General features: G+C 71.8%; 18 protein-coding genes. 3 read left to right on the top strand and 15 right to left on the bottom strand.

The window, feature by feature from the left end:
• Positions 1-484: 484 nt before the first annotated feature.
• Positions 485-1,891 carry a phosphatase PAP2 family protein gene (locus WMF26_RS12620; RefSeq protein WP_438000521.1) on the top strand — a complete coding sequence of 469 codons (1,407 nt, stop codon included), beginning with the start codon at positions 485-487 and terminating at the stop codon, positions 1,889-1,891.
• A 78-nt stretch (positions 1,892-1,969) separates the two neighbouring features.
• Here the strand turns inward: WMF26_RS12620 and WMF26_RS12615 are convergent, their stop codons facing one another.
• The 13 genes from WMF26_RS12615 to WMF26_RS12555 all read right to left on the bottom strand — a co-directional run bounded on the left by WMF26_RS12615 (position 1,970) and on the right by WMF26_RS12555 (position 19,695).
• The gene (locus WMF26_RS12615) at positions 1,970-3,751 is read right to left on the bottom strand and encodes a cytochrome c/ABC transporter substrate-binding protein (protein ID WP_438000520.1); all 1,782 of its coding nucleotides are present in this window, start codon (positions 3,749-3,751) and stop codon (positions 1,970-1,972) included.
• A 7-nt stretch (positions 3,752-3,758) separates the two neighbouring features.
• On the bottom strand, positions 3,759-4,379 hold the full coding sequence (locus tag WMF26_RS12610; RefSeq protein WP_438000519.1) for an SCO family protein: 621 nt from the start codon (positions 4,377-4,379) through the stop codon (positions 3,759-3,761).
• Entirely contained in the window at positions 4,376-6,520 is a 2,145-nt protein-coding gene (locus tag WMF26_RS12605) for a YncE family protein (RefSeq protein ID WP_438000518.1), read from the bottom strand. Before WMF26_RS12605 ends, WMF26_RS12610 begins: the two co-directional genes overlap by 4 nt.
• 20 nt (positions 6,521-6,540) lie before the next feature.
• Positions 6,541-11,103, bottom strand: a complete 4,563-nt coding sequence (locus WMF26_RS12600; RefSeq protein WP_438000517.1) for a copper oxidase — start codon at positions 11,101-11,103, stop codon at positions 6,541-6,543.
• Between the two features lie 732 nt (positions 11,104-11,835).
• Positions 11,836-12,234, bottom strand: a complete 399-nt coding sequence (locus WMF26_RS12595; protein ID WP_438000516.1) for a holo-ACP synthase — start codon at positions 12,232-12,234, stop codon at positions 11,836-11,838.
• Positions 12,235-12,362: 128 nt separating this feature from the next.
• On the bottom strand, positions 12,363-12,611 hold the full coding sequence (locus WMF26_RS12590; RefSeq protein WP_438000515.1) for an acyl carrier protein: 249 nt from the start codon (positions 12,609-12,611) through the stop codon (positions 12,363-12,365).
• A 44-nt stretch (positions 12,612-12,655) separates the two neighbouring features.
• A complete protein-coding gene (locus tag WMF26_RS12585) occupies positions 12,656-13,918 on the bottom strand; it encodes a beta-ketoacyl-[acyl-carrier-protein] synthase family protein (RefSeq protein WP_438000514.1) in 1,263 nt (420 codons plus the stop codon).
• Positions 13,915-15,213, bottom strand: coding sequence for a beta-ketoacyl-[acyl-carrier-protein] synthase family protein (locus WMF26_RS12580; protein WP_438000513.1), 1,299 nt, complete (start codon positions 15,211-15,213; stop codon positions 13,915-13,917). The genes WMF26_RS12585 and WMF26_RS12580 overlap by 4 nt, the downstream gene beginning before the upstream one ends.
• A gap of 139 nt (positions 15,214-15,352) precedes the next feature.
• Positions 15,353-16,132, bottom strand: a complete 780-nt coding sequence (locus WMF26_RS12575; RefSeq protein ID WP_438000512.1) for an SDR family NAD(P)-dependent oxidoreductase — start codon at positions 16,130-16,132, stop codon at positions 15,353-15,355.
• 12 nt (positions 16,133-16,144) lie between these two features.
• Positions 16,145-17,098, bottom strand: a complete 954-nt coding sequence (locus WMF26_RS12570) for an aromatase/cyclase (protein WP_438000511.1) — start codon at positions 17,096-17,098, stop codon at positions 16,145-16,147.
• 68 nt (positions 17,099-17,166) lie between these two features.
• Positions 17,167-18,018: a cyclase family protein gene (locus WMF26_RS12565; protein ID WP_438000510.1), complete on the bottom strand. Its 852-nt coding sequence runs from the start codon at positions 18,016-18,018 to the stop codon at positions 17,167-17,169.
• A 56-nt stretch (positions 18,019-18,074) separates the two neighbouring features.
• Positions 18,075-19,142 (bottom strand): alpha/beta hydrolase family protein, encoded by a 1,068-nt coding sequence (locus tag WMF26_RS12560; RefSeq protein WP_438000509.1) that lies wholly within the window; start codon positions 19,140-19,142, stop codon positions 18,075-18,077.
• A 100-nt stretch (positions 19,143-19,242) separates the two neighbouring features.
• On the bottom strand, positions 19,243-19,695 hold the full coding sequence (locus WMF26_RS12555; RefSeq protein ID WP_438000508.1) for an aromatase/cyclase: 453 nt from the start codon (positions 19,693-19,695) through the stop codon (positions 19,243-19,245).
• Between the two features lie 927 nt (positions 19,696-20,622).
• On the opposite strand from WMF26_RS12555, the gene WMF26_RS12550 reads away from it, so the two are divergent.
• Both WMF26_RS12550 and WMF26_RS12545 read left to right on the top strand, forming a co-directional pair.
• Positions 20,623-21,084, top strand: coding sequence for a hypothetical protein (locus WMF26_RS12550; RefSeq protein ID WP_438000507.1), 462 nt, complete (start codon positions 20,623-20,625; stop codon positions 21,082-21,084).
• Positions 21,085-21,398: 314 nt separating this feature from the next.
• A complete protein-coding gene (locus tag WMF26_RS12545; protein WP_438000506.1) occupies positions 21,399-22,460 on the top strand; it encodes an OmpA/MotB family protein in 1,062 nt (353 codons plus the stop codon).
• A gap of 45 nt (positions 22,461-22,505) precedes the next feature.
• On the opposite strand, the gene WMF26_RS12540 is transcribed toward WMF26_RS12545, so the two are convergent.
• Complete coding sequence (locus WMF26_RS12540; RefSeq protein ID WP_438000505.1) at positions 22,506-25,109, bottom strand: VIT domain-containing protein; 2,604 nt, start codon at positions 25,107-25,109, stop codon at positions 22,506-22,508.
• Positions 25,106-25,585, bottom strand: coding sequence for a helix-turn-helix domain-containing protein (locus WMF26_RS12535; RefSeq protein WP_438002400.1), 480 nt, complete (start codon positions 25,583-25,585; stop codon positions 25,106-25,108). Before WMF26_RS12535 ends, WMF26_RS12540 begins: the two co-directional genes overlap by 4 nt.
• Positions 25,586-25,832: the final 247 nt, after the last annotated feature.

Genomic DNA, 25,832 nt, shown 5'->3' with positions numbered 1-25,832 from the left:
CCCTATGTACGATCATGGCATAACGAGCGCGCATGCTGACCATCGCTCGCGCGCGCTGCCGCTGTTCGAGAATGGCTCGTCGTGCGCCCACCACATATCTGCTCAAAGAAGGTTGTGAACAACCTGTGCGCCGGTTGCGCGCCGCTGCTCCGGCTGATAGCCTGGAATTGAATACACCGCATACCATCTTGGCGAGTGACGACAAAGAGGAGCGACGGCCGTTGGACGGCACGCGTGCTCGATGTTCGGCGCCATGCAGCAGCATCTCCCACCGAGGAGCGACGGGCGGCGGACGGCGCATACCGCATGAAGCCGCGCTCTCCTGCGTGCAGCGGCCGGCTTCGATCGGGTAGATACGGCTCTCGATCTCGCCCTGATGGGTTGCCCGTGCCTCTCGATCCTCGAGTGGCCACCATCCCGCCGACCAGCGCAGCGGCGTCGTCCGCGATGGTGGCCTCTGAGGATCCGTGCAAAGGAGCCTTGAATGCATCGTTCACCCGCGAGATGGGCGCCCATCGCCTTCGCTGTCACGGCCGCATGTCTGCTCGGAAGCCGAGCGTCCGCGCACGAGCCGGAGTGTGCGGGAGATCCGCCGAACAGAGACGCGGTCCTCGACTGGAACGCCGTCGCTCTGGACGCGGTCGCCAGAGACTACAGCGACCCCTCCAGGAGGCCGCCGGAGCAGGAAGGGCCCACGCGCGCCTCACGGGCGCTCGCGATCGTCCACGCGGCGATCTACGACGCCGTGAACTCGGTTGTGCCGCGGTACGAGCCGTACATCGTCTATACCCGCGCGCCGGACGCGTCCGTCGACGCGGCGGTGGCCACGGCGGCCCACCGCACGCTGACGGCGCTCTACCCGCGTCAGACGGCCGCGCTCGACGCCGCGCTCGACGCGTACCTGGCGGAGATCCCGGCGAGCGACGCCAAGGACGACGGCATCGTGCTTGGCAACGAGGTCGCCGAAGACATCCTCGCGGCGCGGGCGCGCGACGGGGCAGACGCCCCGATGCCTTACACCCCACGCTATGCGCCCGGCGACCATCGCGTCGATCCTCTCCACCCCGATCAGGGATACCTGACCCCCAAATGGGGGGAGGTGACGCCGTTCGCCATCGAGAGCGGCGACCAGTTCCGCGCTCCGCCCCCGCCGTCGCTGCGGAGCCTCTCGTATGCGTTGAGCTTCTACGAGCTCTTCGCGCTGGGCGGCGATGGCGAGAGCACCCCGACCCTGCGGACTCCGGAGCAGACCGTCATCGGGATCTTCTGGTCGTACGACGAGGCCCCGCGCATCGGGGTGGTGCCGCGGCTCTTCGGCCAGATCGCGCGGGTCGTCGCGGTGCAGGAGCACAACTCGGAGATAGAGAACGCCCGTTACTTCGCGCTGGTCCACTTCGCCCTGGCCGACGCCGCCATCGCCACATGGGACACGAAGTACCACTACAACCACTGGCGGCCGATCATCGGGATCCGTCTGGCCAACATCGATGGAAACCCGCTCACGGTACCGGACAAGCATTGGACGCCCCTCGCGTCCCCCGGCAGCAACGGAGGCCCGCTGCACGAGACCCCGGCGTTCCCGTCGTACGTCTCCGGACACGCGAGCCTCGGGGCTGCCACGTTCCAGGTGCTGGCCCGTTATTATGGTACGAACCATGTCCCCTTCTGCGTCGTATCCGACGAGTACAACGGAAGAACGACGGACGCGCGGGGCGACGTCCGCCCCAGGCTCCGGCGCTGCTATTCCGGCTTCCGCGAGGCGACTCAGGAGGTCGCGATCAGCCGCATCTACCTCGGTGTCCACTGGAGGTTCGACGCGATGAACGGGATGCGCCTGGGCAGGAACGTCGGAGACGCGGTCTTCGACGGGGCCCTCCAGCCGCTCGATTGACGTCTTCGCCGAGAGCGGCCGGTGATCGGCCGGCCGCTCCTCGAAAGAGAAGGACCCGCCCGACTCCCCGCCGCAACGCTAAGGCACCACCTCGATCCACGCCGACGCGCGCACGAGGCCGCCCGAAGCCGGGTCGATCCGCACGAGGCTCGCTCCCAGGACGCCGGTCCGGCGATTCCGGGCGAACGTCACGGGCGGGGCCGGGCCGGCGTCGAAGCCGCGCAGCCGCTCGAGCGCCGCGATGAGCCCCTCCCGCGTCACGTGGGCGCCGGCGCGCTTCAGCGCCTCGATCGCGATCTGCGCCGCGACGTAGGCGGTCGCCTGCGCCCCGAGCGGGCCCGGCGCCACGCCGGCCCGGCGCAGAGAGGCGCGCAGCGCCGCGCCCGACGCCCGCTCTCGCTCACCCGAGAGGCCGGCGTGCACGAACAGCACGCGGTCCGACAGGCGGCCGGAGAGCGGCTCGCCGAGGCCGACGACCGATCCCAGCGGGGCGTAGATCGGCGCCGCCGAGCCCGCGTCGTCCAGCGCCGCCCGCGCGCCCGCGAGGTCCTTGCCGGGGCCCCAGAAGAGGATCGCCCGCGCCCCGTGCGCCTGCGCCGCGCCGGCGACATCGCCCGGCGAGAGGCGGCCCGGCTCGAACGACAGCGCAGGCAGCGCCGGGAGGCCCCGGCCGGCGGCCTCCGCGCGCGCGCCCGACGCCCAGGCCTCGCCCTCGCGATCCCGCGCGTGCACGATCAGGGCAGGCGCCCCCGCGTTCGCCGGAGCGCCGGCGAAGTGCTTGATCGCCACGCGGGCCAGCACGTCCGGCCCCGGCCACACCCGGAACACCACGTCCTCGCCCCCGGCCGCCGCCGCGCCGGCGGCATCCCGCGCGAGGCCGGGGGCTCCGCCCACCAACGCGGGTGCGCCCACACCGCCCGGAGCTCCGAGCGCCCCCGCCACGGGCCCCACGAGCGGCGCCCGCTCCTCCGAAAGGCGCGCTCGCACCGCTGCCCCCTCGCCGAGGACGCTCCCCACCAGCGCCAGCACGCCCCCCTCCAGGAGGCGCTCCGTCGCCCCGGCCTCGCCCGCCGGCCCGCCGCTGTCCTCCACGCGCAGCTCGAGCCGCCGCTGGTAGATGCCGCCCTGCGCGTTCACCTCCGCGAACGCCGCCGACAGCACGTCGCGTACGGCCTCCCCCGCCGGCGCCGCCGGCCCGGTCAGCGGCAACGCGGCGCCCAGCACCACCGCGTCCGCCGTGACGCCCGGATCCAGATCGCGCCCGACGCAGCCGAGATACGCGGCGAGATCCGACAGATCCGCCGCCGACAGGCGGTACTGCGGCATCACCGGGCTCAGCCGCTGGCCCGCGCGGCCGCGCCCCTCCCGGACCGCCGCCGCGAGCGCCGCGGCATCGATCGCCGCCTCCCCCTGCCCGCCGCTCGGGCCCCGCGCGCCGCGGGACGCGAGGCGGCGGTCGGCCGCGAGCGGCGGCGCCTCGATGCCCCCCTCGTACGTCCCCTGCCCGCTCGCGCCGTGACAGCCGGCGCAGGCGGCGTCGCGGCCGGAGAGCGCCGCGGCGCCGCCGACGATCGCCCCCTCGATCGCGCGGCCGTCCGCGGTCACGCCGCGCTGGTAGATGCGCTTGCCGCGCCGGGCGGGCGGCGTGAGCTCGGCGCACTGCGCCTCGCCGGCCCCCGCGCGCGCCGCGGGCGCGCGATCGCCCCCGCCCACTGCCCGCAGCGCGACCATGCCGAGCGCGATCGCGGGCGCTGCAGCCAGCAGCAGGCGCAGGCGCCCCCGCGGTCCAGCCGCCGCCCGCGCGCCGCGCCGCCGGCCCCCGCGCGAGGACTTCCACACAGGCAGGGGGAGAGCGCTCATGGCGGCCTCACTGCGGGTCGTTGAGGTGCTGCGCGACGTGCGCGAGGGTCTCGGGCGGCTCGGTGGCGAGCGTCTTCAGCCACACGCCGGTCGACGTGTCGCCGACGAGCAGCGTCATCATGTGGTCCTCCGGCCTCCGCACCTGGCCGCCCAGGCGCAGCAGCACCGCGGCCACGTTCGCGGGCGTGCCGGTCAGGAAGTACCAGCCCTCGCCCGCCTTGAACTTCGCGGCGTATTGCTTCAGCGCGGCAGGCGTGTCGTTCTCGGGGTCGACCGTGATCGTCAGCATCGTCACCCGCTCGCCGCGCGCCCGGAGCAGCGCCTGCACGCGCGCGAGGTTCGCCGTCATCGTGGGGCAGGCGCCCTTGCACGAGGTGAAGGCGAAGTTGATGAGCACCTTCCGGCCCCGCAGGAGCCCGTCGTAGAAGCGGTGCGCGCGGCCGTGCTGATCGACGAGCTCGGTGTTGGTGAAGTACTTCGCCGCGGCGGCGTCGTCCTCCCGAGAGACGCCCCCGACCTTCATCCGCTCGACCCGCGGCGGCGCGTTGCCCTCCGCGGGCGCGAAGCGCGCGACCGAGGCGAAGAGGAGCGCGAGGGCCGCCGCGGCGAGCGCCGCCCCGGGCCTCACCGCGCACCTCTCGCGGCCGCGCCCGCGCCGCGCGGGGACACCCGCAGCGGGACGAACGGGAGCGCGCCGTACGGCGCGCCGCGCCCTGGCGCGGCGGCGAGGAAGCGGTACTGGCCCGACACGGGCGGCGTGAACGCGACGGAGAAGATGCCGTCGCCCTCCGCCCGCGGCGCGCCGCTCCAGCGATACCCAGCCGGGAACCTGATGATCATGACCTCCACCTCCTTGGCATCCAGTGCAGGGGCCGCTCCCGCCGCGGTCGCGCGGAAGCGGAGCGTCGCGGGCTCGCCCGCCTCGAGCCGCAGATCCGGCTCGAACAGCGGCGCGAGCGCGACGGCCGGCGCGGGGTCGCCCCCGCAGCCGGGGCCCTCGCCCGGGGCGCAGCGCGCGGGCGCCACGGCGGCCTCGAGGCACACCGCGGCCCGCGGGCGGTCGAGGAGGAGCTCGACGTCGTAGAGCCCCTCCGCGCCGAGGCGCACCGGGGTCGCGTACACGCCGGGCCGCACCTCCTTGAGCGATCGGTCCTCGACGAGGATCGACCGCGGCTCGCGGCCATAGCTCGGCAACGTGCCGATCGGGGCCATCATGCCCTCCGCGTACACGTAGAGCATCCTGTCGGCCGGGCTCGCGACCACGGCGCCGTTGCCCTCGGGCATCGGGGCGATGGGCGTGGCGAGCGCGCTCGGGCCAGGGCGCGCGCCGGCGGCGGACGGCGCGTCCTGGCCGACCGCGATGTCGATGAGCGGCGGGGCCTTCGGGCCGCCGAGGGCCGCCCGATCGACGAGCGAGACCCTCGGCGCGCCCCGGTTGCGGATGTAGGCAAAGGCGTCGGTGAAGGCCACCGCGTCCGGCGCCGCGAACCCCGTGAGGGCGTGCGCCACCGCGCCGGTCGCGCCGTCGAGCACGGCGACCTCGTTCGCGGCGGGGTTCAGCGCGAACGCGAACCGCCCGCGCGGCTCGAACTCGAGCGCGCCGAGCCCCGGCTTCAGGGCGATGCGCCCGGCGACGTCGCGCCGCGCGGCGTCGAGGACGACCACCTCGCCGCGCGCGGCGTTCGCGGCGTAGACCACGCCCGAGGCGTCGCTCGCCGCGATGGAGACGACCCCCTCGCCCACCGCGATCTCACCGAGCGGATCGAGCGTGGCGCCGTCCACCACGACCACCGAATCCCCTCGCTGGCTCGAGACCCAGGCGGCGCGGCCGCCGCCCGTGAAGGCGATCTCGTGGTGGCCCGGGCCCACCTGGAGCGTCTTCAGCACGTCCGTCGAGCGCGCGTCGATCACGCTCACGGTCCCGTCGCCGTCGTTGCCCACCCAGACCGTGCGCCCGTCGGGGGCGACCGCGACGCGCGACGGGTCCTCGCCGACGGGGACGTTCGACCGGACGAGCCCCCGCCGCGTATCCACGACGGCGAGGCCGCGCCCGCCCCGCAGCGTGACGTAGAGGCTCTCCCGGTCGGGGTGCATCGCGAACGAGACGCCGGGCCCCGCGAGGCTGACGACGCTCCGGAGCTTCGTCCTGCCGAGGGCGATCTGCGGGTTGATGGCCGAGAGGGTGCTGTCCTCGTTGAGCGTCCAGAGGAGGTAGGCGTTCATGTCCACCTCCGGGCGCACCGACAGGAGCCCTGCCATGAAGCTCTTGATCTTCCCCTGGCAGTCCTCCTCGTCCGGCGCCGCGTCGACCGCGCCGCCGGCTGCGCCGGCCGAGGCCGCGGCGCTGGCCGCCCCGGCGCGGCGCGACATCCACCCGAGCGGCGAGAGGCCGGTCACCGGCGCGCCCGTGGCCGCGTCGGTGATGGTGAACTCGGCCAGGACCTCGGAGCCGGCCGCGGCGCCGGCCGCCTCCGGGGCCGGCGCCGCGCCGCGGAGAGCGCCCTCGCCCTGCTCCAGCGAGCGCAGGGCGAACGCGATGGACAGCCCGTCGCGCTCGATCCGGCTCGACTGGAGGGGAGCCGCCGCCTGCGCCGGCCCTCTCGCGGGCTCCGCCGGCGCGGGCGGCGCCGCTGCCTCCGCCGGCGGTCCGGCGCCCTCGCTCCGCGAGGCGAGGAGCGCCTCGACGCGGCCGCAGCCGAGCGCCGGAGAGGCGCTGAGCCACGCCAGCGAGAGCCAGAGTCCGTGCGTGCCCGTCCAGGTCCGTTTCATGGGTGGCTCCGTCCTTCCTCTCACCGCGTGAGCCGCAGGATCCCCCAGAGCCCGTCGACGAGCGTGGCGTTCGCCTGATCGAGGTAGAGGCGATCCCCGGGGACGGCGTACTTGCCGCCCGCCCTGAAGTAGGGGTTGATGTTCCACGCGGTCATGGGGCCGACACCGCCCTGCGCGCTGATGGCGTAGGCCTTGCTGTTCCGGCCCATGTACCGGGATCCCGAGCCCTCCGCCCACGCGTTCTGCGCCCACTCCATGCCCCACAGGCCGAAGGTGTGCTGGCGCCGATGCCCCGAGGGCTGCAGCACGCGGACGCGCAGGCGCTCATGGACTCCCATCGTGAAGATCGGCGTCTCCGGGTCGCCGTGGGCCGCCGAGCTGAAGATGTCGCTGAGATCGAGGTTCTCGATGGCGCTGAACCGCGTCTCCGGCTTCACCCCGAGCCGCGACCAGAGCGGCTCGGCGCGGTAGTTGAACGCCTTGTGACCGGTGGTGTCCGGGTCGACGCCGCTCACGACGTTCGCGAGGGCCGTGCCGCAGCCCAGGGACGCGGCGCACTGGAACGCCGGATCGTCCGAGTGCAGGGCCACCTCGTCGTGGAGCAGGAGCACGACCTCGCGGAACCACTGCTCGGCGCCGGTCTCGTCCCGGTACTTCACCTGGGCGAGCGCGCGCGTGCCCCGGCTCGTGGTCCACTCGGCGCCCTCCGGCTCGACGATCAGCGCGCCGACCGCGCCGTGCATCGGGTGGTTCACCACGTCCGCCATGTCCTTCAGGTTCACGGCGCCGAGCTCGATGGGCTGCCAGCGGACCTCGCCCGCGGACGTCAACGAGACGTCGCCGGCGTACCACGTGTACTTCCGCTCCTCTCCAGGCGCGACCGTCCGGTCGGGGTTCTGGCCGACGTGCGCGCCGTCGGTCGCCACGACGTCGTAGGCCACGAGCTGCGGATACAGCGAGACGCGGTTCGAGGTCCTCACCTGGTTGACGTTGAACCCGTCGACGATGGGAGCGTTGTAGTTCCAGTGCGGCGTCTTCGGCGGATCCTCGGGCAGATCGTTCACGAGCGTGAACTCGACGCACTCCCCGGCCGCCGCGCGCAGGATGAGCGGCTCGACCGCCGCCTTGCCCGACCGGACCGCGCCCAGGTCGCGCTTATCGACGAACACGATGGCGTCGGGGTCGTAGAGCCCGTGCGCCGCGTTGTAGGTGAGGCGATCGCCGGGCAGGTCCCTCGCCGAGATCGCGTGGACGACATACTTCCGCTTCGGCGCGCCCTTCGGGCACACGTTGGGGTCCTTCTCGATCTTCTTCGGCAGCGACACGCCCGAGATCGGCAGGAGATCGGTCGGCGCGCCGTGGACGCGCAGGATGCCCCACGCGCCCGCGAAGAGATCGTCGGTCGCCGCGCTGCTGTACAGGTAGTCGGCGCCGCCGGACTCGTTCTTCTCGAAGACGGGCGCCGGCTCGAGCGCGAGGTCCATCTGCTCCGAGACGCCGATGACCTGCCCGCTCGAGTAGCCGCTGTCCGGGTCGAAGGCCTCCTGAAGCCACTTCTTCCCGTGCACGGAGAACACGTGCTGCTCCCCCTGCGCGCCCTGGGTCAAGCGGATCACCGCGCGATCTCCCTCGTAAACGCGGAGCACCGGCGTCGCGGGGTCGCCGTGCACGCTCGAGCTGAAGACGTTGTGCATGTCGCCGGCGGGGCCGCTCTTCGGGACGACCTCGCCTGTCGCGCAGTTGCGCTGGGCGAGCCGCAGCGGCATCGGCTCGACCCGGTAGTTGATGAGCCCGACCCCCGAGTCGCGCCACGACACCGCGTCGGTGGCGACGCCCGCGTGGGTGATCGCCCGGGGCAGCGCCGCCTGCGCCTGGTTCGGCGGGTTCACCGGGTTGCCGCACTCGTCGTAGATGGTGGCGTAATCGGAGATGCTCAGGTTGAACTCGCGGAACGGCGTCCTCTCGTCGCCGGCCGGGAACAGGATGTCGGCGCGGTAGCTCGTCGGCCCGCCGTCGGCGCGCCCGCCGAAGAGCTCTCCGGTCTCCGGATCGCGCCAGCTCGATCCGGCCGGCTCGATGACGAGGCCCCCGTAGAGCCCGTGTTGCTGGTGCGACGAGGCCGAGAAATGATCGTGGGTGAAGGCCGTGCTGAGCGCGCGGTCCTGGCCGGCCCGGTTCACGAGCGGATCGGCCCACCAGCGCTGGATCGTGGTCTGCGCCCCGAGCGGCGCGTCGGTCAGGCGCGGGTGCCTCGTCGCCTCGAGCCGCACGCGGGCGCCCGACTCGTCGAGCGAGCCGTCGGCGGCGCGGGCGCCGCCGAGCCGGTTGGCCGCCTCGATGCGCGCCATCACCTCGTGCGGCGAGAGCGTCCCGTCCTCGTAGTTGAACCCGTTCGCACCGCCGTCCGACGAGGTGATGTCGAACTTCACGAGGTGGATGTGCTGGCCGACCATGTCCGTCGGCGTGCGCGCCTGGAAGGCGTCCTCCGGGAGCACCTCCGGGATGAGGTTCGTCGCGTGGAAGTCGACGCACTCGCCGGACCTCGCGCGGAGGAACATCGGCTCCGGCGCCCGCGTGCCGTCGAGCGTGGCCGCGACGTCCCCCTCGAGGACGGTCGTCCGCAGCCGCGGGTCGTGCCAGCCGGCGCGGCTCACCGCGGCGTCGATCTCGACGTAGGCCGCGCGGTAGGTGCGCACCGGCGCGTCCTTCGGGCACGGGTCCGCGAAGGGGGCGCCGGGGGCGGGCGGCTGACCGTTCACGAGGAAGAGCGCCGGCTTGCCGGCCGAGGTGAAGGACGGATAGCCCTTGGCGGGGAAGCCGTAGCGCGTCGTCGCGCGCACGGCGCCCGGGAGCTCGCCCGCGTGGAAGCGGCTGGCCGCGATCTCCGCCGGGGTGCCCTGCTGCGGCAGCAGCTTCACTTCGGCCGCGTGGAGCTGCACGTCGAAGAGGCCGCCGGCGCCGCGCTCCACGCCCTCCGGCGGGGCGCTCGTGATGATGTGGCGCGGCAGCCCGCCGTCGTGCTCCATGTCGAGCGGCGGCTGCGAGGGCCGGTGCCCGGGCTTCGCGGCGATGAAGAAGGGATAGCCCGGCGTGGCCGGGACGACCTCGGTCCGGCCGTCGGGCAGGGTGACCGACGTCGGCGCGTAGGTCGGCATCGGCGCCAGCGCGATCCCGGGGAGGGGCACGACCGCGGGCTGGGGCGTCCCGCCCGCGATCTCGCCGTCCGGGAGCGCGCGGTCCGGCGTGCCCGCCTCGAAGACGTCGTGCGTGCGCCAGAGCCCCCACATGCCCGCCGCGAAGTGGGGATACAGGTGGCAGTGGTAGATGGCGTCTCCCGCGGTGAGGTTGCGGTTGCCGCTCCCGCCGTAGGCGATGTGGTAGGTGAAGGCCGCCTTCGGCCCGAGGGTCTGCGAGTCGATGTAGGCGCTGTTGTCGTTGCTGGGCGACCGGAGCCACTGGTGGCCGTGGGCGTGGAAGACGTGCGTCTCGCTCGGACCGGCGTGGAGGTTCCGGATGCGGACCGCATCTCCGAGGTAGCTGTGGGACACGTTCGCGGGGTCGTCGGGATAGAGGGCCCGGACGGCGTTGCCGGCCTCGTCCTTCTCGATAATCAGCCCCGGGTCTCCGTTCGCCCACGAGCTCAGGAAGAACTCCTCGAACTTGCACTCCGCGCAGTCCTTGCTCGGGCCGATCCGCCTCCGGTTGGCGATGACGGCGGCGCCCAGGCCGGCGGAGCCGTAGTTGATGCCGAAGCCGCTGCGGGCCCCCGCGTACCGCCGGTCCGCGAGCTCCGGGAACGCCTGAACGATGCCCAGGATGTCGTGGAACAACACCGTGAACTCGCGGAAGGCGTGGCCGTCGTCGGAGATGGGCGTCCCCGCCTCGGTCTTGTCGAAGCCCGCGATGATGGCGTTGAGATCGCCGTGAACGATCTCACCGGCGTCGTTGATGATCTTCAGGATCGGGACGCCGAAGCTGTCGACCGCCTCGTAGTTGACGCGCGGCGTGCCGTTCGGGTTCGCCGGCTTGACGGACGCGGCCTCGAGCTCCTCGGCCGTCACCTGCGAGCGGTAGGCGACCGCGCCCGGCGGCTCGACGTGGACGGCGCCGTACAGCGTATGGGCGATCAGCCGCGCCGGCCCGCCGCCGTCCGCGCCGGCCATGGAGCCCGCGCTGTACATGAGGAACGCGCCCTCGCGGCCGGCGAAGAGCTCGTAGCTGCGCGTCTCGCCCGGCTCACACAGCGAGCTCTCGTTCTGCCCGACGTTGCCGCCGAGCGCGTCGATGTTCCTGATCTGGAGCCCGGCCACATGGATCGAGGCGCTCCGGGTCGCGGGAGTAAGGGACGAAAGAGGGCCCGTCGCCGGTGTGAGCCAGTTGGTGAACGAGATGGAGAGTTTGTCGCCGGCGTTGACCCGCAGGACGAGTGGCCTCGGGCGCTTGCCCGGCCGCAGCGTGGCGTTGCCCGGCCCGATCGGCCTCGACGGATCGGCGGCCACGACGTCCCGGCGGAGGGCGTATACCATGCCCCCGGGGTTGAACGAGCCGAAGCGGTCATAGACGAACACTTGATCTATGGCCACGACGTCCGCAAATACGGTCCTCCCCGACGCGGGAACATGAAAATCGTCGCTCAACGCCTCTTCGCTCTGCGCTACGCTCTCCTCCTCCGGAGGAGGCGCTTCGGCGCCGGCACAGCCAAGGACAGCCATCGTCGTCGCGGCCCATCCGAGCCACCAGGAATGCCTCATCAGCACAGGAAATCCCCTAGCCCCGTGTGATCTACAAGGGGCGCTCGCTTCGAACGCATGTCGCCCGAGCGCCATGTCCAGAGCGCAGGCCGGCGGAGGAGCACGGGCATAGCGCAGCCGCCGGCTGAGGCGCCTCGATAACAGGAGGTTTTGTCTCCGTATTCCTCTAAGGTCAAGAATCTTCGTGATTGCAAACAACGCAATCTTCGTGATTGCAAACAACGCATGGAGACAGCGCTGTTTTGAACAGATCAGCGAGGGCTGTCTGTCCGCGCCGCCGGGGGCGAGGGCCGGCTCATCGGCAGCGTGCCTGTCGCTCGATCCCTGACGTGCCGGCCGTGACGTGCCGGTCGTGACGTGCCGGTCGTGACGTGCCGGCAGAGTGACGTGCCGGCAGTGACGTGCCGGACGCCTCAGCGCGGCGCGCCTGCTCCGGCACGCCACGCGCGGGGAGACGTCCGGCGGCGCGGCCGGCGCCGTCCGGTCAGGCTCCCGCTCGGCTGGTGCGTCGGCGCGCGAGGGGCCGGCCGCGGGCCGGGCGGCGCCGGTCCGCCCGGCTGCACGTCACGGCTCGGCGTGAGCCCGCGGCTCGTCGCCCTCGGCGATCACCAGGGCGGCCGCCGTGTCCTTCTCGTGGGTCAAGCTGACGTGAAACTGCCTCGCGCCCCGCCGCCGCGCGGCCTCGCGCGCCGCGCCCGACAGGCGGATCCGAGGGGAGCCGTGCTCGTCGCTGACCACCTCGAGCTCATGCCAGGACAGGCCGGACGGCCCGCCGAGCGCCTTGAACAGCGCCTCCTTGGCGGCGAACCGGGCCGCGAAATGCTGCGCCGGAGAGGCGCGCCCGCGGCAGTAATCGCGCTCTTGCTCCGTGAAGAGCCGCTTCTCGAAGCCTCCTTGATGTCGATCGATGGCCCTCGCGATGCGGCCTATATTGCAGAGATCGATCCCAAAACCGACGATCATACGATCCTCCTTCGAGCCCTCTCGGGGCGCGCCGCGGGCGCGCGCGTCCTCCGCGCCCGCCTGCGGCGTTCACGCATGTTGCCCCGAGCCGGCGGGCACCCCGCCGAGTTCCTACGTCGATGAAGCGGCTAGCCCACCGGGCTCGCCGCCGCGCGGTCGATGAGGTCGCAGACGTCCCCGACCGTCTTCACCTCCCGCTCGGCGCCCTCCGGGAAGGTGATCTTGCACGACCTCTCGATCGCGCAGATGAGCTCCACCATCTCCGTGGAGTCGATGTCCAGATCCCCCTGGAGCGACGTGCCGCGGTGGAGCTCGTCCGCGCTCTTCCCGAGGTGGTCCGAGAGGATCTGTCGCACCATGTTCTCTCTATCGCTCATGACTTCTCTTCCCTCCTTGATGGCCGAAACCCCTTGCGTGCTCCCTACCGGGACGGCTCCAGATCGAGCCCGTCGCCGCTGATGACCAGCGCGGCGTTGATGCCGCCGGATCCACGGCCGTTGACGAGGACGTGCTCGATCATCCGGTTTTTCATCGGCTCCGTGGCGATCGCCAGATCGCACTGCGCGTCCCACACATCCAGGTTGCTGGTCGGGGGCACGACACGGCGCTGGAGCGCCATCGCCGCGATCGCCACGTCCATCGCCCCGCTCGCGCCGTACAGGTGGCCGGTCATGGACTTCGGCGCGGTCACCGGCACCTGGCGGCCGCGGGCGCCGAACACCTCGTGGATCGCGGCGGCCTCCTGGTGATCGCCGTCCCGCGTCGCCATCCCGTCGGCCATGACGAAGGAGACGGCGCTCGCGGCGACGTCGCCGTCGTCGAGCGCCTTGCGCATCGCCGCCGACAGCCCCAGCTCCTCCGCCGGCAGCGGCGCCGGGTGGCACGCGTCCGTGGCCATGCCGAAGCCGGAGATCTCCGCGTAGATGCGCGCGTTCCGCCGGATCGCGTGCTCTCTGTCCTCGAGGAGCAGGAACGCCGCCCCCTCGCCGGGGACGATCCCCCGTCGCCCCGCGTCGAACGGGCGGTACGACGCGCTCGGCACCCGGTCCGGCTCGCGGATCATCACGCCGTCGGTGAGGCACGCCAGGTACATGAGCGGCGTGAGCGGCGCCTCCGCGCCGCCGGCGAGGACCACGTCGGCGCGCCCCTCTGCGACCGCGCGCGCCCCGTAACCGACGCTCGCGAGGCCGCTGGCGCGGTCGCACACGATCGTCTTGCTGTGCCCCTTGAGCCCGAACAGGATCGAGATCTGCCCCTGCGGCGCGGCGGGGAACCAGGCCGTCGCCTGGAAGGGGCTCACGGCGCGCAGGCCTTGCGTGTGGAGGGAGCGGATCTCCCGCTCCGCGAAGTGCCAGCCGCCGAAGCAGTTGCCGACGAACACGCCGAACCTCTGCTTGTCGACCTTGTCCAGCTGGAGCTCCGCGTCCTTCATCGCCATGTCCGACGCGGCGATGGCGTACTGGGTGAACGCGTCGAGCTTCCTCGCCAGCCGCGACGGCATGAAGTCGAGCGGATCGAAGCCGCTCACCTCGCCCCCCACCCCGACGGGGAAGCCGTCTGGCTCGAACTTCGTTATGCTCCCGATGGCCGGCAGCTTCGCCAGGATGTTCCCCCAGACGGCGTCCTTGCCGATCCCGTTGGGGGCGACGAGGCCGATCCCCGTGATCACGACGCGGCGGCTCACTTCACACCTCCGGCGTAGTCAGGGCTCGTGAACAAGAGCGCGCCGTGGAGGCCGGAGAAGCCGCTTGCGTCCTTCAGAACCACGTTCACCTTTCTTTCGATCCCTTTGTTGGCCACATAGTTCAGGTCGCAGGCCGGGTCCGGCCTGTCGTGGTTGATGGTCGGCGGTATCTGGCCCTTGTGAATCGCGAGCACGGCCGCGACGCTCTCGAGCGAGTTGGCCGCCGCGAGCGGGTGGCCGACCATCGATTTGATCGAGCTGACCGCGACCTTGTAGGCGTGCTTGCCCAGCGCCCGCTTGATCGCCGAGGTCTCGTTGATGTCGTTCTGCCGGGTCGAGCTGCCGTGAGCGCAGATGTAGTCGATCTCGTCTGGCCGCATCTCGGCGTCGGCCAGCGCGAGCTCGATCGCGCGCGCGAGATCGATGCCGTCCGGCAGCAGATCGGTCATGTGGTACGCGTTGTTGCACGACCCGAAGCCCCGGAGCTCGGCGTAGATGGGCGCCCCGCGCCTCTGCGCGTGCTCGCGCTCCTCCAGGACGAGGACCGCTGCGCCCTCGCTCAGGACGAAGCCGTCGCGCTGGGCGTCGAACGGCCTCGACGCGGTCGCCGGCGCGTCGTTGCGCTTTGTCGAGAGCGCCCCCACCACGTCGAAGGCCGCGATGGCGATCGGCGTGATCGGCGCCTCGGACGCGCCGCAGAGCATGACGTCGGCGTCGCCGTTGCGGATGAGGTCGAGCGACGCGCCGATCGCGTCGAGGCCGCCGGTGCAGCCCGTGCTGAGGGTGATGCATGGGCCGCGGGCCCCGTGGAGCGCCGCCACCTCCGCCGACGCGACGTTGAAGGTCGACGCCTGGTAGATGGTGCGCATCGCCCAGGTCGGATCGAGGCGCTCCCTCCCGCGCTCGGTGAGCACGAGGAACTCCTCCTCCACGGCCAGGATGCCGGCGATCGCGTTGCCGATGCAGACGCCGGACGTGTCGCTGGCCAGTGTGCTCGCCGGGAGCCGCGCGTCCTTCACGGCCATCTTCGACGCCGCGACCGCGAGCTGCGCATACCGGTCGAGGCGCCGCACCTGGTCCTCGGTGAGGCCGTGCGCCCGCGGCTCGAAGTCGCGGATCTCGCCTGCGACCTTGGACTTGAACGGCTCCGTCGAGAACCGGTCCAGCGTGCAGATGCCGGACCTCCCCGACATGGTGTTCTTCCAGAACTGCTCCCAGCCGGTTCCGTTGGGCGCGATGATCCCAAGGCCGGTGACGACGACTCGACGTCTCGTCTTTGCATTGAACGTCTTCACGTGTAGATCCCCCTTGTGGCGCACTCGTCGTGAACCCCGGAGCCCGACGGCTCGGCACCGGACCCTGGCAGCGTCGCCTCGACGCCCGGTCCGCCTCCACGCGCCGCCGACGGAGGCCGGGTGACTCTGGCTCTTGCGCTCAGTAGTTGCCGAGCCCCCCGCAGACGTTGAGCGCCTGCCCGGTGATCCCGCGCGCCGGCGCGGAGGCCAGGTAGGCGACCATCTCGGCGACCTCATCGGGCACGATATACCGCCCGATGGGTATACGCTGCTCGATACGCCGCTTGGCGTCTGCGGTGGAGACGCCCCAAATCTGAGCGTACACCGCCCTCGCCTTCTCAGCAAGCTCGGTCTCGACGAAACCGGGGCAAACGGCGTTCACGGTGATCCCCTTCGGCGCGAGCTCGAGGGCGAGCGACTTGGTGAACCCGATGATCCCGTGCTTCGACGCGCTGTACGCCGCGGCGTGCACGACGCCCTGCTTGCCTCCAGTCGATGCCATGTTGATGATCGTCCGCAGGGCTCCCTCCGTGTTGTGGTTCAGGATCGCCTTGGTGACGTGAAACACGCTGCTCAGGTTCGTCTCGAGGATCTCCCGCCACAGCTCGTCGGTCATCGAGGCCGTCACGCCGCCCCCGCCGCGACCTGCGTTGTTCACGAGCACGCCCACGCCGCCGGTCTTACCGACCACCTCGCGGACCGCCGCGACGACCGACGACGGGGACGTCACGTCGCAGAGCCCGACGACGGCGTTGCCCCCCGCGCGGCGCACCTCGGCCGCGGTGCCCTGGAGCTGATCCTCGGACCTCGCGAGCAGCGCGGTCGTGTACCCGTCCTTCGCGAGCCTCAGCGCGATCGCCTTCCCGATGCCCCTGCTCGCGCCCGTGATGAGGGCAACCTTGTTCATCGACTTGTCCATCGTCAGTCTCCTTCACTGGCGCGACTCGACGCGCGCCTTGATCGCCAGCATGGTGCTGCGGCTGTTCTCGTTGATCGCGCGGGTGACCCTCTCGAGCGCCTCGCGCGCCGTGATGTCACCCCAGACCTGCTTCACCCCCTCGGGCCGGAGCTCCACGCCGTGGCGCGAGACGACCCGGACGCCGCCGCCCGGCAGCGGCTCGACCAGCCACTCCCCGGAGTGCCGCCGCAGCACGGGCGGCGGCTCGGGCTGGAAGTACGTGATCCTCGAGGTCGGGGTGCAGCGCCGGATGGAGCGGAGGTGCTCGTCGCGGCCGCGCACGTCGACGGTCATCACGAACTCCTGGTCCTGGCCGTCGTCGTACCGGACCTCCACCGCGCGGCAGTGGGGGAGGAGCGCCGGCCACTCGCGCACGCGCTCGAGGAGGCCGTACACGGGCTCGGCCGGCCCCGCGATCGTCATCTCTTCCTCGAACTCGCCAGAGAGCTCGCCGCGCCGGCCGGCGTGCGCGCTCGCCTCGAGGGCCAGCTTGATCGCGAGCAGCTCTCGCTTGCTGTTCTCGTCGGTCGAGCGCTCCATGAAGGCGCGCGCCTCCGAGGGCGTCGAGACCCCCGCCACCAGGCCCTGCACGTCCTCCTTGACCGAGAAGCGGTGCTCGAGGACGACGAGCGCCCCGGTCCCCGTCTGGAAGAACCTCCACGCCACCTCCATGCGGTCGAGCAGCGGTGGAGGCCGGACCATCTCGCTCGTGATGACGCGCGCCTCGGGGTCGAGCTCCCTCCTCGATCGCCAGCTCATGACGTGCCCGTTCACGAGGGCCGAGATCTCGATGAGCTGAGAGCGATCGTCCTGCTCGATGACCTTCGCCGCCTTGCACGGCGGGAAGATCCCCGGCCATCGCTCCACATGGAGGCACAGCGCATACGCTTGATCGACGCCGGCGCTCACCTCTATCTGATGTCGCATGAAATGCATGGACCAACCCCTCGCCCGGCACGACCGGGCGTGATAAAGGACTATCCCCGCGGTCGGGCTCAGGCGATCGCGACGACGCGGCACCACGCCGCGTCAGCCCGCGCGAGCTTCACTGGAAAGCAAGCTACCTTGAAGCCATGCGGCCTACCGATCTTGTCGAGGTTCGTGAGGCGCTCGAGCTGGCAATACTCTCGCTCTCGCCCGTAGAGGTGCGCTGGCCAGAGATCGCCCGGGTCCCTGCTCTTCATGTACGACCTCAGCATCCTCGCGAACGGCGCGTCGAACCCGAAGCTGTCGACCCCGATGACCCGGACCCCTTGCTGCACGATCCACTCCGTCGCCTCCCTGGTGACGCCGCGGAACCGCGTGAAATACCGGCTCTCTCCGATGTGTGTGTCTCCCCCCGTGTCGAGCAGGACGATGTCGAGGGGCTTCAGCCGATAACCGATCGCGTCGAGCGCCGCGACGACCTCCTGCTTGCTGACGGGGCCCTCCGTGCCGGAGTGCGCCCGCAGCTTCAGGACGACGCCGTCGCAGAAGCACCACTCCAGGGGAACCTCGCAGATCGTCCTGGCGCGCGCTCCCTGGTTGTTCAGATCCCCATAGTGGTACGGGGCATCCATGTGCGTCCCCGTGTGCGTGGTCAGGGTATATCGCATCAGCGAGAGCCCCTTGCCCCCGGGAAAATCGCGATGGTCGACGCCGAGCCCGACCTTGTGCTTGACCCACGCGAGCGCGCGGGAGAGCCGGGTCGTGCCCTCGACGTACACAAGGGATTTGCCGAGCAGATCTCCTCCGCGGCGGTGGTCGACCACCTCGAGCTTGACCGGCTCAGGCTCCCAGTAACCAGGATCCACGGCCACGCTGAGGTCGATCAGGCGATGGCCCTCGATGGATGTCGTGGCGTTCATTCTGCGTCGTCTCCTCTCCGTGCTGGAAGCCGTCGTTGTTCGCCGCCGGCTCGCCGTCAGGCGAGCTTCTCGGCCATCCAGTCGGAGAGGCGCGGGACGGCGTCCGCGAAGCAGTTGATCGCCGCGTGCCGCTCGCCGTCGTAGCTGATGAGCGCCTTCTCGCCCCTCGCCCAGCTCATCAGCCGCAGGCACGATGCGTACGGGAAGACCCCGTCTTCCTTGCCGTGGATCGTCAAGAGAGGAGCCGTGAGGCGCGGGACGTCCCGGAGATTCACCCGGGACTGCGCGATGTGGTTCATCTCATCTTCGCTCTTCACGCCGAAGACGAACATGAGGTCCTTGCGGACATTGATGGTCATCTTCAGGAAGTTGTCCACATCGTAGGTGCCCGAAAGGTTGATGCACGCCTTGATATCGCGAGGGTGGAAGGCCGCCGAACGGGCCGCCAGGTAGCCACCGTAGCTGACCCCGAAGATGCCGATGCGGCCTCCGTCGACCGCCTCCTGCCGGTGCAGGGCGGAGAGCACGTCGCCGATGACGCGCTCGAAGTCGAGCACCATCGGGACCGTCCCGGCCAGGAGCCCTTGGCCTGGGCCGTCGAAGACGAACGCGGAGAGGCCCCGGCTCACGAACTCCATCGCAAACGCGTGGAGCTCCACTTCCTTCGCGGAGTCGAGGCCGTTGACGAGGATCACGCACGGGCGCTCGCCGCCGCCTGAGCGGTAGAGGTACCCCGGGAGCGACCGCCCCGCGTGCGGGATCTCCATCGGCTCGATCGAGCAGGGCATGTACGGGCGCGCCCGTTCGAAGGTGCGCGTCACGTCCTTCCTCGTCTCGATCTTCACGACCGGGTTGTCGAAATACATGAACTCCGCGAAGTGATAGCAAGCCGACGCCTTCTTGAACCAGAGGCGCGCTGTCGCCCGCTTTCCGCTGGCTTCCGCGTCGGCGCCCGCCTCCTCGTAATGGCGGGCGAGCCTCGCGAACTGGTCGTGCCAGTCATCCCAGTCTTCGTGGAGCGTGGCCTTCCTCACGCCCTTCAGCGCGCGAACCAGATCGCCCCAGTCGAGGCCGAAGTACAGCAGACGCGGGAAGAAATACTCACACATCTCCAGCGTCTTCATCGGTATGGCGTTCGCACCACCGGCCCGCCCGCGCTCCTCGGCACCACCTCTCGCCGTCTGAACACTCATGGCCTACCCCCCCATCGGAAACGACACCCGATCAACGCCGCTCGAGCGACGCTGCAAGACAAGATAGCACGTGCTCGGTAGTACCGAAGATCGTGGCGCCCACCCGACTCAGCGCCTCTTCGCGCGCGTCGCCCTCGAGCTGCGGCGGGACGTCGAACGTGTGGGTGATCAGGAGGCGGCTCCCGTGGCCGCTGGGCTCGACGACCCAGGTCCCGGTCATCGAACCGATCTGGGGCGGCAGGGTCAGCATCTCGAAGTCGATACGCTCGCGGCTCGGGGTGTAGCGCCTGCGCGATCGCACCGTGTTGGTCCCGAAATCGTTCGCCACGCTCATCGTCATGACGATCTCGTCCTCACCGACCTCTTCGCGGCTGGTCGATAGGACCGTGGGGAAGATCCGCGGCCACCGCTCGATATCTACGCAGGCGCTGTAGACGGCAGAAGGGGACGCGTCGATCACGATCTCATTGGTGATGGTCTTCATGTGATGTCCTCCGGCAGACACGAGCCTCGGCGCCGGGCGGCCCCGCGCCAGAGCTCCGTGCGTCGATCCGCCCGATGCGTGATGGGCTACTCAGCGTGAGGCCGTCGGAAGCCCCCGCCAGCGCGAACGCGCGCGGTACCCAGTGACGAGCGCTAGGCGCCGATCGTGGACAATCCGCCAGCTAGGCGCACCTCGTCGGCGGCCTATAGAACGAACTGCATCGCGCTCATCATTGTCGAAACGTCGCTCCGATACAGCCTGGACCGTGTCCCGTTCATGACGCGCTCCGTCACTGCTCGTCGTTCAACGATGAAATACACGAGGAGAGAATTCTAGTCAACGAAGAGAATGCAAACTCGCGCAAACCGAAATCAACCGGAACGACGGCACCATCCAACGCTCCGTGCGTAACGGCGATGGTCCTCCTGCGCGCTCCGAGCGCAGCAGCGTGGGCGGCGGCGGACCATCGAGTCCCGCCCATCGATCGACTCGGACACATGCGTCTGCCTGGGGCATTTCTCTGTGACGGCCAGGCGCGACCGCCGTTGCGTACAGCCGCGACGCAGACGCGCGCTTAACACGCAGCCTTGGATAAGCGTTCCTTATTATCGACTCTTGCTTCTCGCCATGAGCCGGATAGACGCCGACGCTCACGCGTGCGCCGGAAGGCGTCTCAGCCCGCGCGCCGTTCGGCTCAGGGCTCCGTGGCAACGCGAAACACCGCTGAAACGCGCCGGCATGCCGGAGCAGCCTGGGCGGCCGAGCTCTGGGAGATCCAGCGCGTAGTGCAGATGTCTGACTGCCATTCCATCTCAGCCTGCTATTGTCGCATCTTGAGCCAGCGTGGCGTACCGCCACTCGACTCTCCGCAGGTGTGGGAACGATGGACGGAGACGAGGCGAGCGCTCGAAAGGACGGAGACTCATCGTGAGCGACAGACCTGTGATATCTTGGGACTCGAACAGTACGACGAGGACGACGACGTCCGCGCCGGCCGAAGGCGGCGGAACTCACACAATCGATCGACAGTTCACCGGGATCGAAGCGCCTCCGGAGGCCGTGGGGCCGCTGCACATCCAGCCCGCGAACGACCAGCGGCAGCACGCTCCGGCGCAAGCGAGCGCGCTCTTCTTCTCGACCTCGACGTCGGGGACCTCGGGAAACGGCAACACGGCCATGAGGATCCTGGCTAAGTCGCTCGTCCGGGAGCTGGGGAAGCAGGGCTACGGCTCTCGCGAGGCGATCGTGCTCTCGACGGAGCTGGTGCGGCTCATTTCCGCCGAGATGGAACACCACAGGAAGATGCGTTATGTTTCACTGTCGAACGGCGCCGGTCCTGAAGCCCCGTCGCAGGCGGGCTCACCTGCGCTTCAGACCAGCGCGACCTGAGCGGGCGGCGAGGCGCTCCTGATCGTCCGGGCGGTCGACGCCGCCCAGGATCGCCTCCACCCCTGCGCGCCCGGCGGGCGCGACGTCAACAGGGGAGCGGCGCGCCCCGGTGCGCGCCGGGCGCCTGCGGCCGTCTCGCTGGTCCCGCCACGCAGCGGGACGGGCTGGAGCGCGCCCCCCGCCCTCGCCGCGCGCACCTCGCGAGGGGCTGCTGCCTTGTAGGACCAGGACCGCTCGGATAGGCTCCCGCCGCTCAGCGCACCGGCGCGAGTTGAGGATGGATCCGGATGATCCGGCAAGAAGGAGCCTGCCAAGTGCAATTGCCTACTTTGGGTGTCGCAGAGGTGAGGGTGAAGGGGAGCGCCGGGGTCTCCCCTTCCCTGCCCGTCCGGGCCGCGAGCCTCCGACGCCGCCTCATCGCGCTGCTCGCGCCCGCGCTCCTCGTCGGGTGCGGCTACACCGAGTTCGAGATGCAGGCCCAGCTCGACCGGTCCGAGCGCCTCCAGCGCGAGCTGCAGACGAGCCAGCAGCGCGTCCGCCAGCTGGAGCAGGACGTCGTGCGCGGGGGCGCCGCGGCGGCGCCGCGCGAAGATCCGCTCTCCGCGGAGGGCATCGATCTCGGCACCGGGCCGGGCGCGGGGGTGCAGCGCGGCGAGGCGGCCGGGGCTCGCCCGGCGGCCGAGCGCGACAGCGGCGTCCTGAGGGCGTTCCTCCCGGTCGCGGCCGGGGACGTCACGGTCGCGCCGCGCGACGGCCGCGTGGCGATCTCGATCCCGACCCGGGTGCTGTTCAAGGGGAACCGCGACGCGCTCTCCCCGGCGGGCGAGAAGATTCTGCGGGACATCGCCGCGATCATCCGCGGCAACGAGCCGCTCAAAGGCCTCGATTACCAGGTCGTCGGCCACACCGCGGGCGGCGCGCCGGGCGTGGCGCCGGGCGTGGCGTGGCGCAACGGCTGGGACGTGACGGTCGCCCAGGCGCGCGCGGTGCTGCTGTTTCTGGCGCAGCCCAAGGAGGCTGGCCTGCCCGTCGCGCGCTTGAGCCTTGCGAGCTTCGCCGACCTGCCGCCCGCCGACGCGGCCGGCGGCGCGCCCGCGCAGCCGGCGGAGCCGCGCCTGGAGATCGTTGTGGAGGGGACCGCGCAGATCGCGGAGAGGCCGGTCGGCGAGGCTCGCCCGGCTGGCGCGGCCCCGGCGGGCGCGGCCCCGGCGGGCGCGGCCCCGGCGGGCGCGGCCCCGGCTGGCGCGGCCCCGGCTGGCGCGGCCCCGGCGGGCGCGGCTCCGGCGGGCACGGCTCGCCCGGGCGGTGCGACCCGCCCGGCTGGCGAGGCCCGCCCGGCGACCGGCACGAAGGGCGGGGACGACACGTATCCGTGAGAGCGACGCGAGGGCTGCCGCAGCCGTCCGGCCGCAGCCAGCCCGTCACGCGCCGCGCAGCGCCTCGACCCTCCTCCTGAGCGCCCCGGCGTCGCCGAGCTCCCCCAGCACCGCGCGCACCACCTCCGGCGCGGCGGCCGCCACGGCGTCGTGGACCCGCGCCCGCAGCCGCCGCCCGCTCGCGACGAGGTACGCGGCCGCGAGCGCCGCGGCGACCTCGCCGTCGGCGCCGCCGCGCTGGAGGAGCGACCCGGCCAGCGCGCAGAGCGCCTCGATCGCCTTGGCCACCTGCGCGCCGTAGATCGGGTGGGCCGAGTCGACGCCCTGCTCGTGGCACGCCGCGAGGCATCGCGCCGTGCTGGTGAGCCGGCCGATGTCGGTCGGCTCCCCGCGCTCCCAGAGCCCGGACGCGAGCTGCTCCTCGAACATGCGCCCGAGGCCGGCGCCCTCGGGCTCGGTCCCTCCGGGCGCAGCGCCCGGCGCCGGCGCGGGGGGCGCGCCCGGCCCGGAGCCGTGCTGCTGGCCCGCGGGTCCGCCCCGCGCCGCCGCGCTGGCCGGGGCCGCGGCGCGCGGCGGGCCGGCCGCGGCGCTCGGCTGGAAGAGCTGCTTCGCGCGCGACAGCAGGCCGCGGGCGGCCGGCGCCGGGCTGCTCTCTGCAGCCCTGGGCGCCGGTGCCGACATGGCCATGGGCGCGGGCGCCGAGGCCCTGGCCTTCATGAAGGGACTGGCCTTCATGGAGGGACCGCCGATCATCGGACCGCCCATCGCGGCGAACGCGGCGGCCGGCGCCGCCGGGCCGCGGCGGCTCATCCCCCACCCCGCCGGAGCGCTCACCGGCACCGGCCTCGCCTCGGGCTGCCCGTGGGCCCGCCGGTCGCCCGTGCGCCGCTCGATCACCACGAACGACGCGTGCTTCGAGGCGACCCGGTGCCGGACCGCGAGGTCCACGATGCGCTTCCGCATCGCCTCCGCGCGCTTGCCCGACAGCCCGCGCTCCGACGCCTCGAGCTCCCGCACGCGCGCGCCCGCCCACAGCGCCTCGAGCCCCGGCCGCGACACCTCCGCCTCGAGCTCGACCGGCACCGCGAGGTGGAACCGCTCTCCGCGCAGGCTCCCACGCAGCTCCACGCGCCCCACCCCCGGCCGCTCGTAGCGGCCGTAGAGCACCCACGGCTCGCCGTCGACAAGCGCCGGGAGCTCGGCCGGCGAGAGCTCGCCCACGTCGACGCCCTCGAAGCGCGCCTCGAGCCCGGTCACCCGCATCGCCGTCGCCCGCGCGAACTGCGCCGTCACCTTCTCGTCGATGCGCTCGCCCGGGTGGATGAGCTCCGCGGCCCCCTGCGTCCGGCGCGCGAGATCGTTCACGAGCAGATCGCTCACGTTCGTCCCGATCCCGAACGTGTAGACCCGCACCCCCTGGCCCTGCTCGGCGACCCGGTCGACGATCTCGGCCTCGTTGCCCACCTGGCCGTCGGTCAGCAGCACGATCACGCGGTCCCGCTCCTTGTCGCCGAGCATGCCCGCGGCCGCGAGCAGCGGCTGCAGCATCTCGGTGCCGCCGGACGCGACGAGGCCCTCGACGAACGCGTCCGCGGCCTCGAGGGTCCGCTGCGTGAACGGGGCGAGCGACGGCTCCATGGCCCGGAACGTGTTGGAGAAGGCGATCACCCCGAACCGGTCCCCCTCGGCGAGGTGGCGGAGGCACAGGCGGAGCGCGCGCTTCGCCTGGTCGATCGACTCGCCCTGCATCGAGCCCGACACATCGACAACGAACACGACGTCGCGCCGGGCGGACGACCGCTGCGCGTCGAACAGGTCCGGCACTACGGTGAGCGCGAAGGTCCCCTCCTTGCCGGCGGCCCGGTCGCAGACGAGGCCCGCCTGAACGCCCGGCGCGCCCGCGGCGATCAGCACGATGTCCCGATCGAGCGCGGCCTTGTCGCCCCGGAGCGACACCCGCTGTCGACCCCCTTCCTCGCGGCGCACGGCGAGCGCGTGCGAGGGGCTCTCGATCGCGACGTCGCGCCCGAGATCGAAGACGATGTCCACGGTGATGCCGTAGTCGACCCGCGCGATCTCGGGGGAGATGCGGTCGGCGTCGGGCACCTGGTCGGTGGGCGCGTGGGCGCCGTGCGCGGTCCGCTCGCCCCCGGCCTTGCCGGGGATGTAGCGGGGCGCGACCAGGGTCGGGATCATGAGCCGCAGCGCCCCCTCGTCGGCCTGGAGCCGCTGCACGAACGCGACCTCGACGACCGTCTCCTCCCCGGGCAGGAGGTTGCCCACGCTGGCCGTGAACACGTTGCGCCGCTCCTCGTCGAGCAGCGCCGCGCCGTGGCCGGCGGCGACGGCCTCGTCGTAGGCCTGGAACGCCTCTTCCCGCTCCTTGACCTCCCCCTCGAGCCGCCGGCCGGCGCACTCCATGGCGAAGCCGGCGATGCTCGCCTCGCTCGGCAGCGGGAAGGTGTAGATCGCCTCGATCGGCCGGCGCTCCTCGTTCCGGTAGCGCTGCCGCACCACGAGCCGCGCCGCGCCGCCGAAGACCTCCCCGGAGAGGGAGACGCCGAGCAGCGGGACCGGGTGCCCCTCGGAGGAGCGTAGACACGAGCTCGGCGTCGCCGCCGGGAGCGAGGGATCGATGGAGGGGATCATCGCGAGCCTTTCGGGGCAAGGGTTGCGTAACGAGACTCGATATCGAGGGCGATGCGCCGCGAGCGCTCCGGCGCGTCGCCCCGCACGTGGAGCTCGACGCCGTCGGCGATCTCGACCCGCTCCCAGCGCGCGCCGCGCGGCGCTCCGGCGGCGGGGGTCGACGCCGCGGCCGCCTCCGCAGGGCCGGCGCAGGCGCCCGCCTTCGCGGGGGGCGGCGCCCCCGCGGCGATGCGCTCGATCTCGTCGAGACCGGCGCCCGCGAGGCGCGCCTGGATCTCCTCGAGCGGCAGGTGCGCCTGCTGGAGGACCTTGATGGCGCGGAGCCGGACGAGGTGCTCGCGCCCGTAGGAGGTGTCCTTCCCGCGGAACTCGGGGGCCGGCAGCAGGCCGCGCTGCACGTAATACCGCACCGTGCGCGGCGCCACGCCCGCCTCGCCCGCGAGCTCGTCGAGCTTGTACGTCATCACGACGAGCATCCTGGCTCGCGACACTTCGACTGTCAAGTAGACACCACAACCGGTACGCGCTTCGTGCCGCCGGTGTGTGTGGACACCGGCCGCCGGTCTCCGCCGCAAAGCTGCTTTCGTGGGCGGCCCAGGGAGAACCGGTGAGCCGCGCTTCGTACCCGCCGATGGCGTCGGTCGATGGACAGCGTCGAAAACGTGTGATGTCCTGACAAATTCGGCGCACCTCGGCCTTCGCGTGAAGGACCTGGTGCGGTGA

Origin of the sequence: Sorangium sp. So ce185, from assembly GCF_051526825.1 — a bacterium.
GTDB classification, from domain to species: Bacteria; Myxococcota_A; Polyangia; order Polyangiales; family Polyangiaceae; genus Sorangium; species Sorangium cellulosum_D.
The sequence above is the reverse complement of the archived record's forward strand: the minus strand, read 5'-3'. Positions and strand labels throughout refer to the sequence as shown.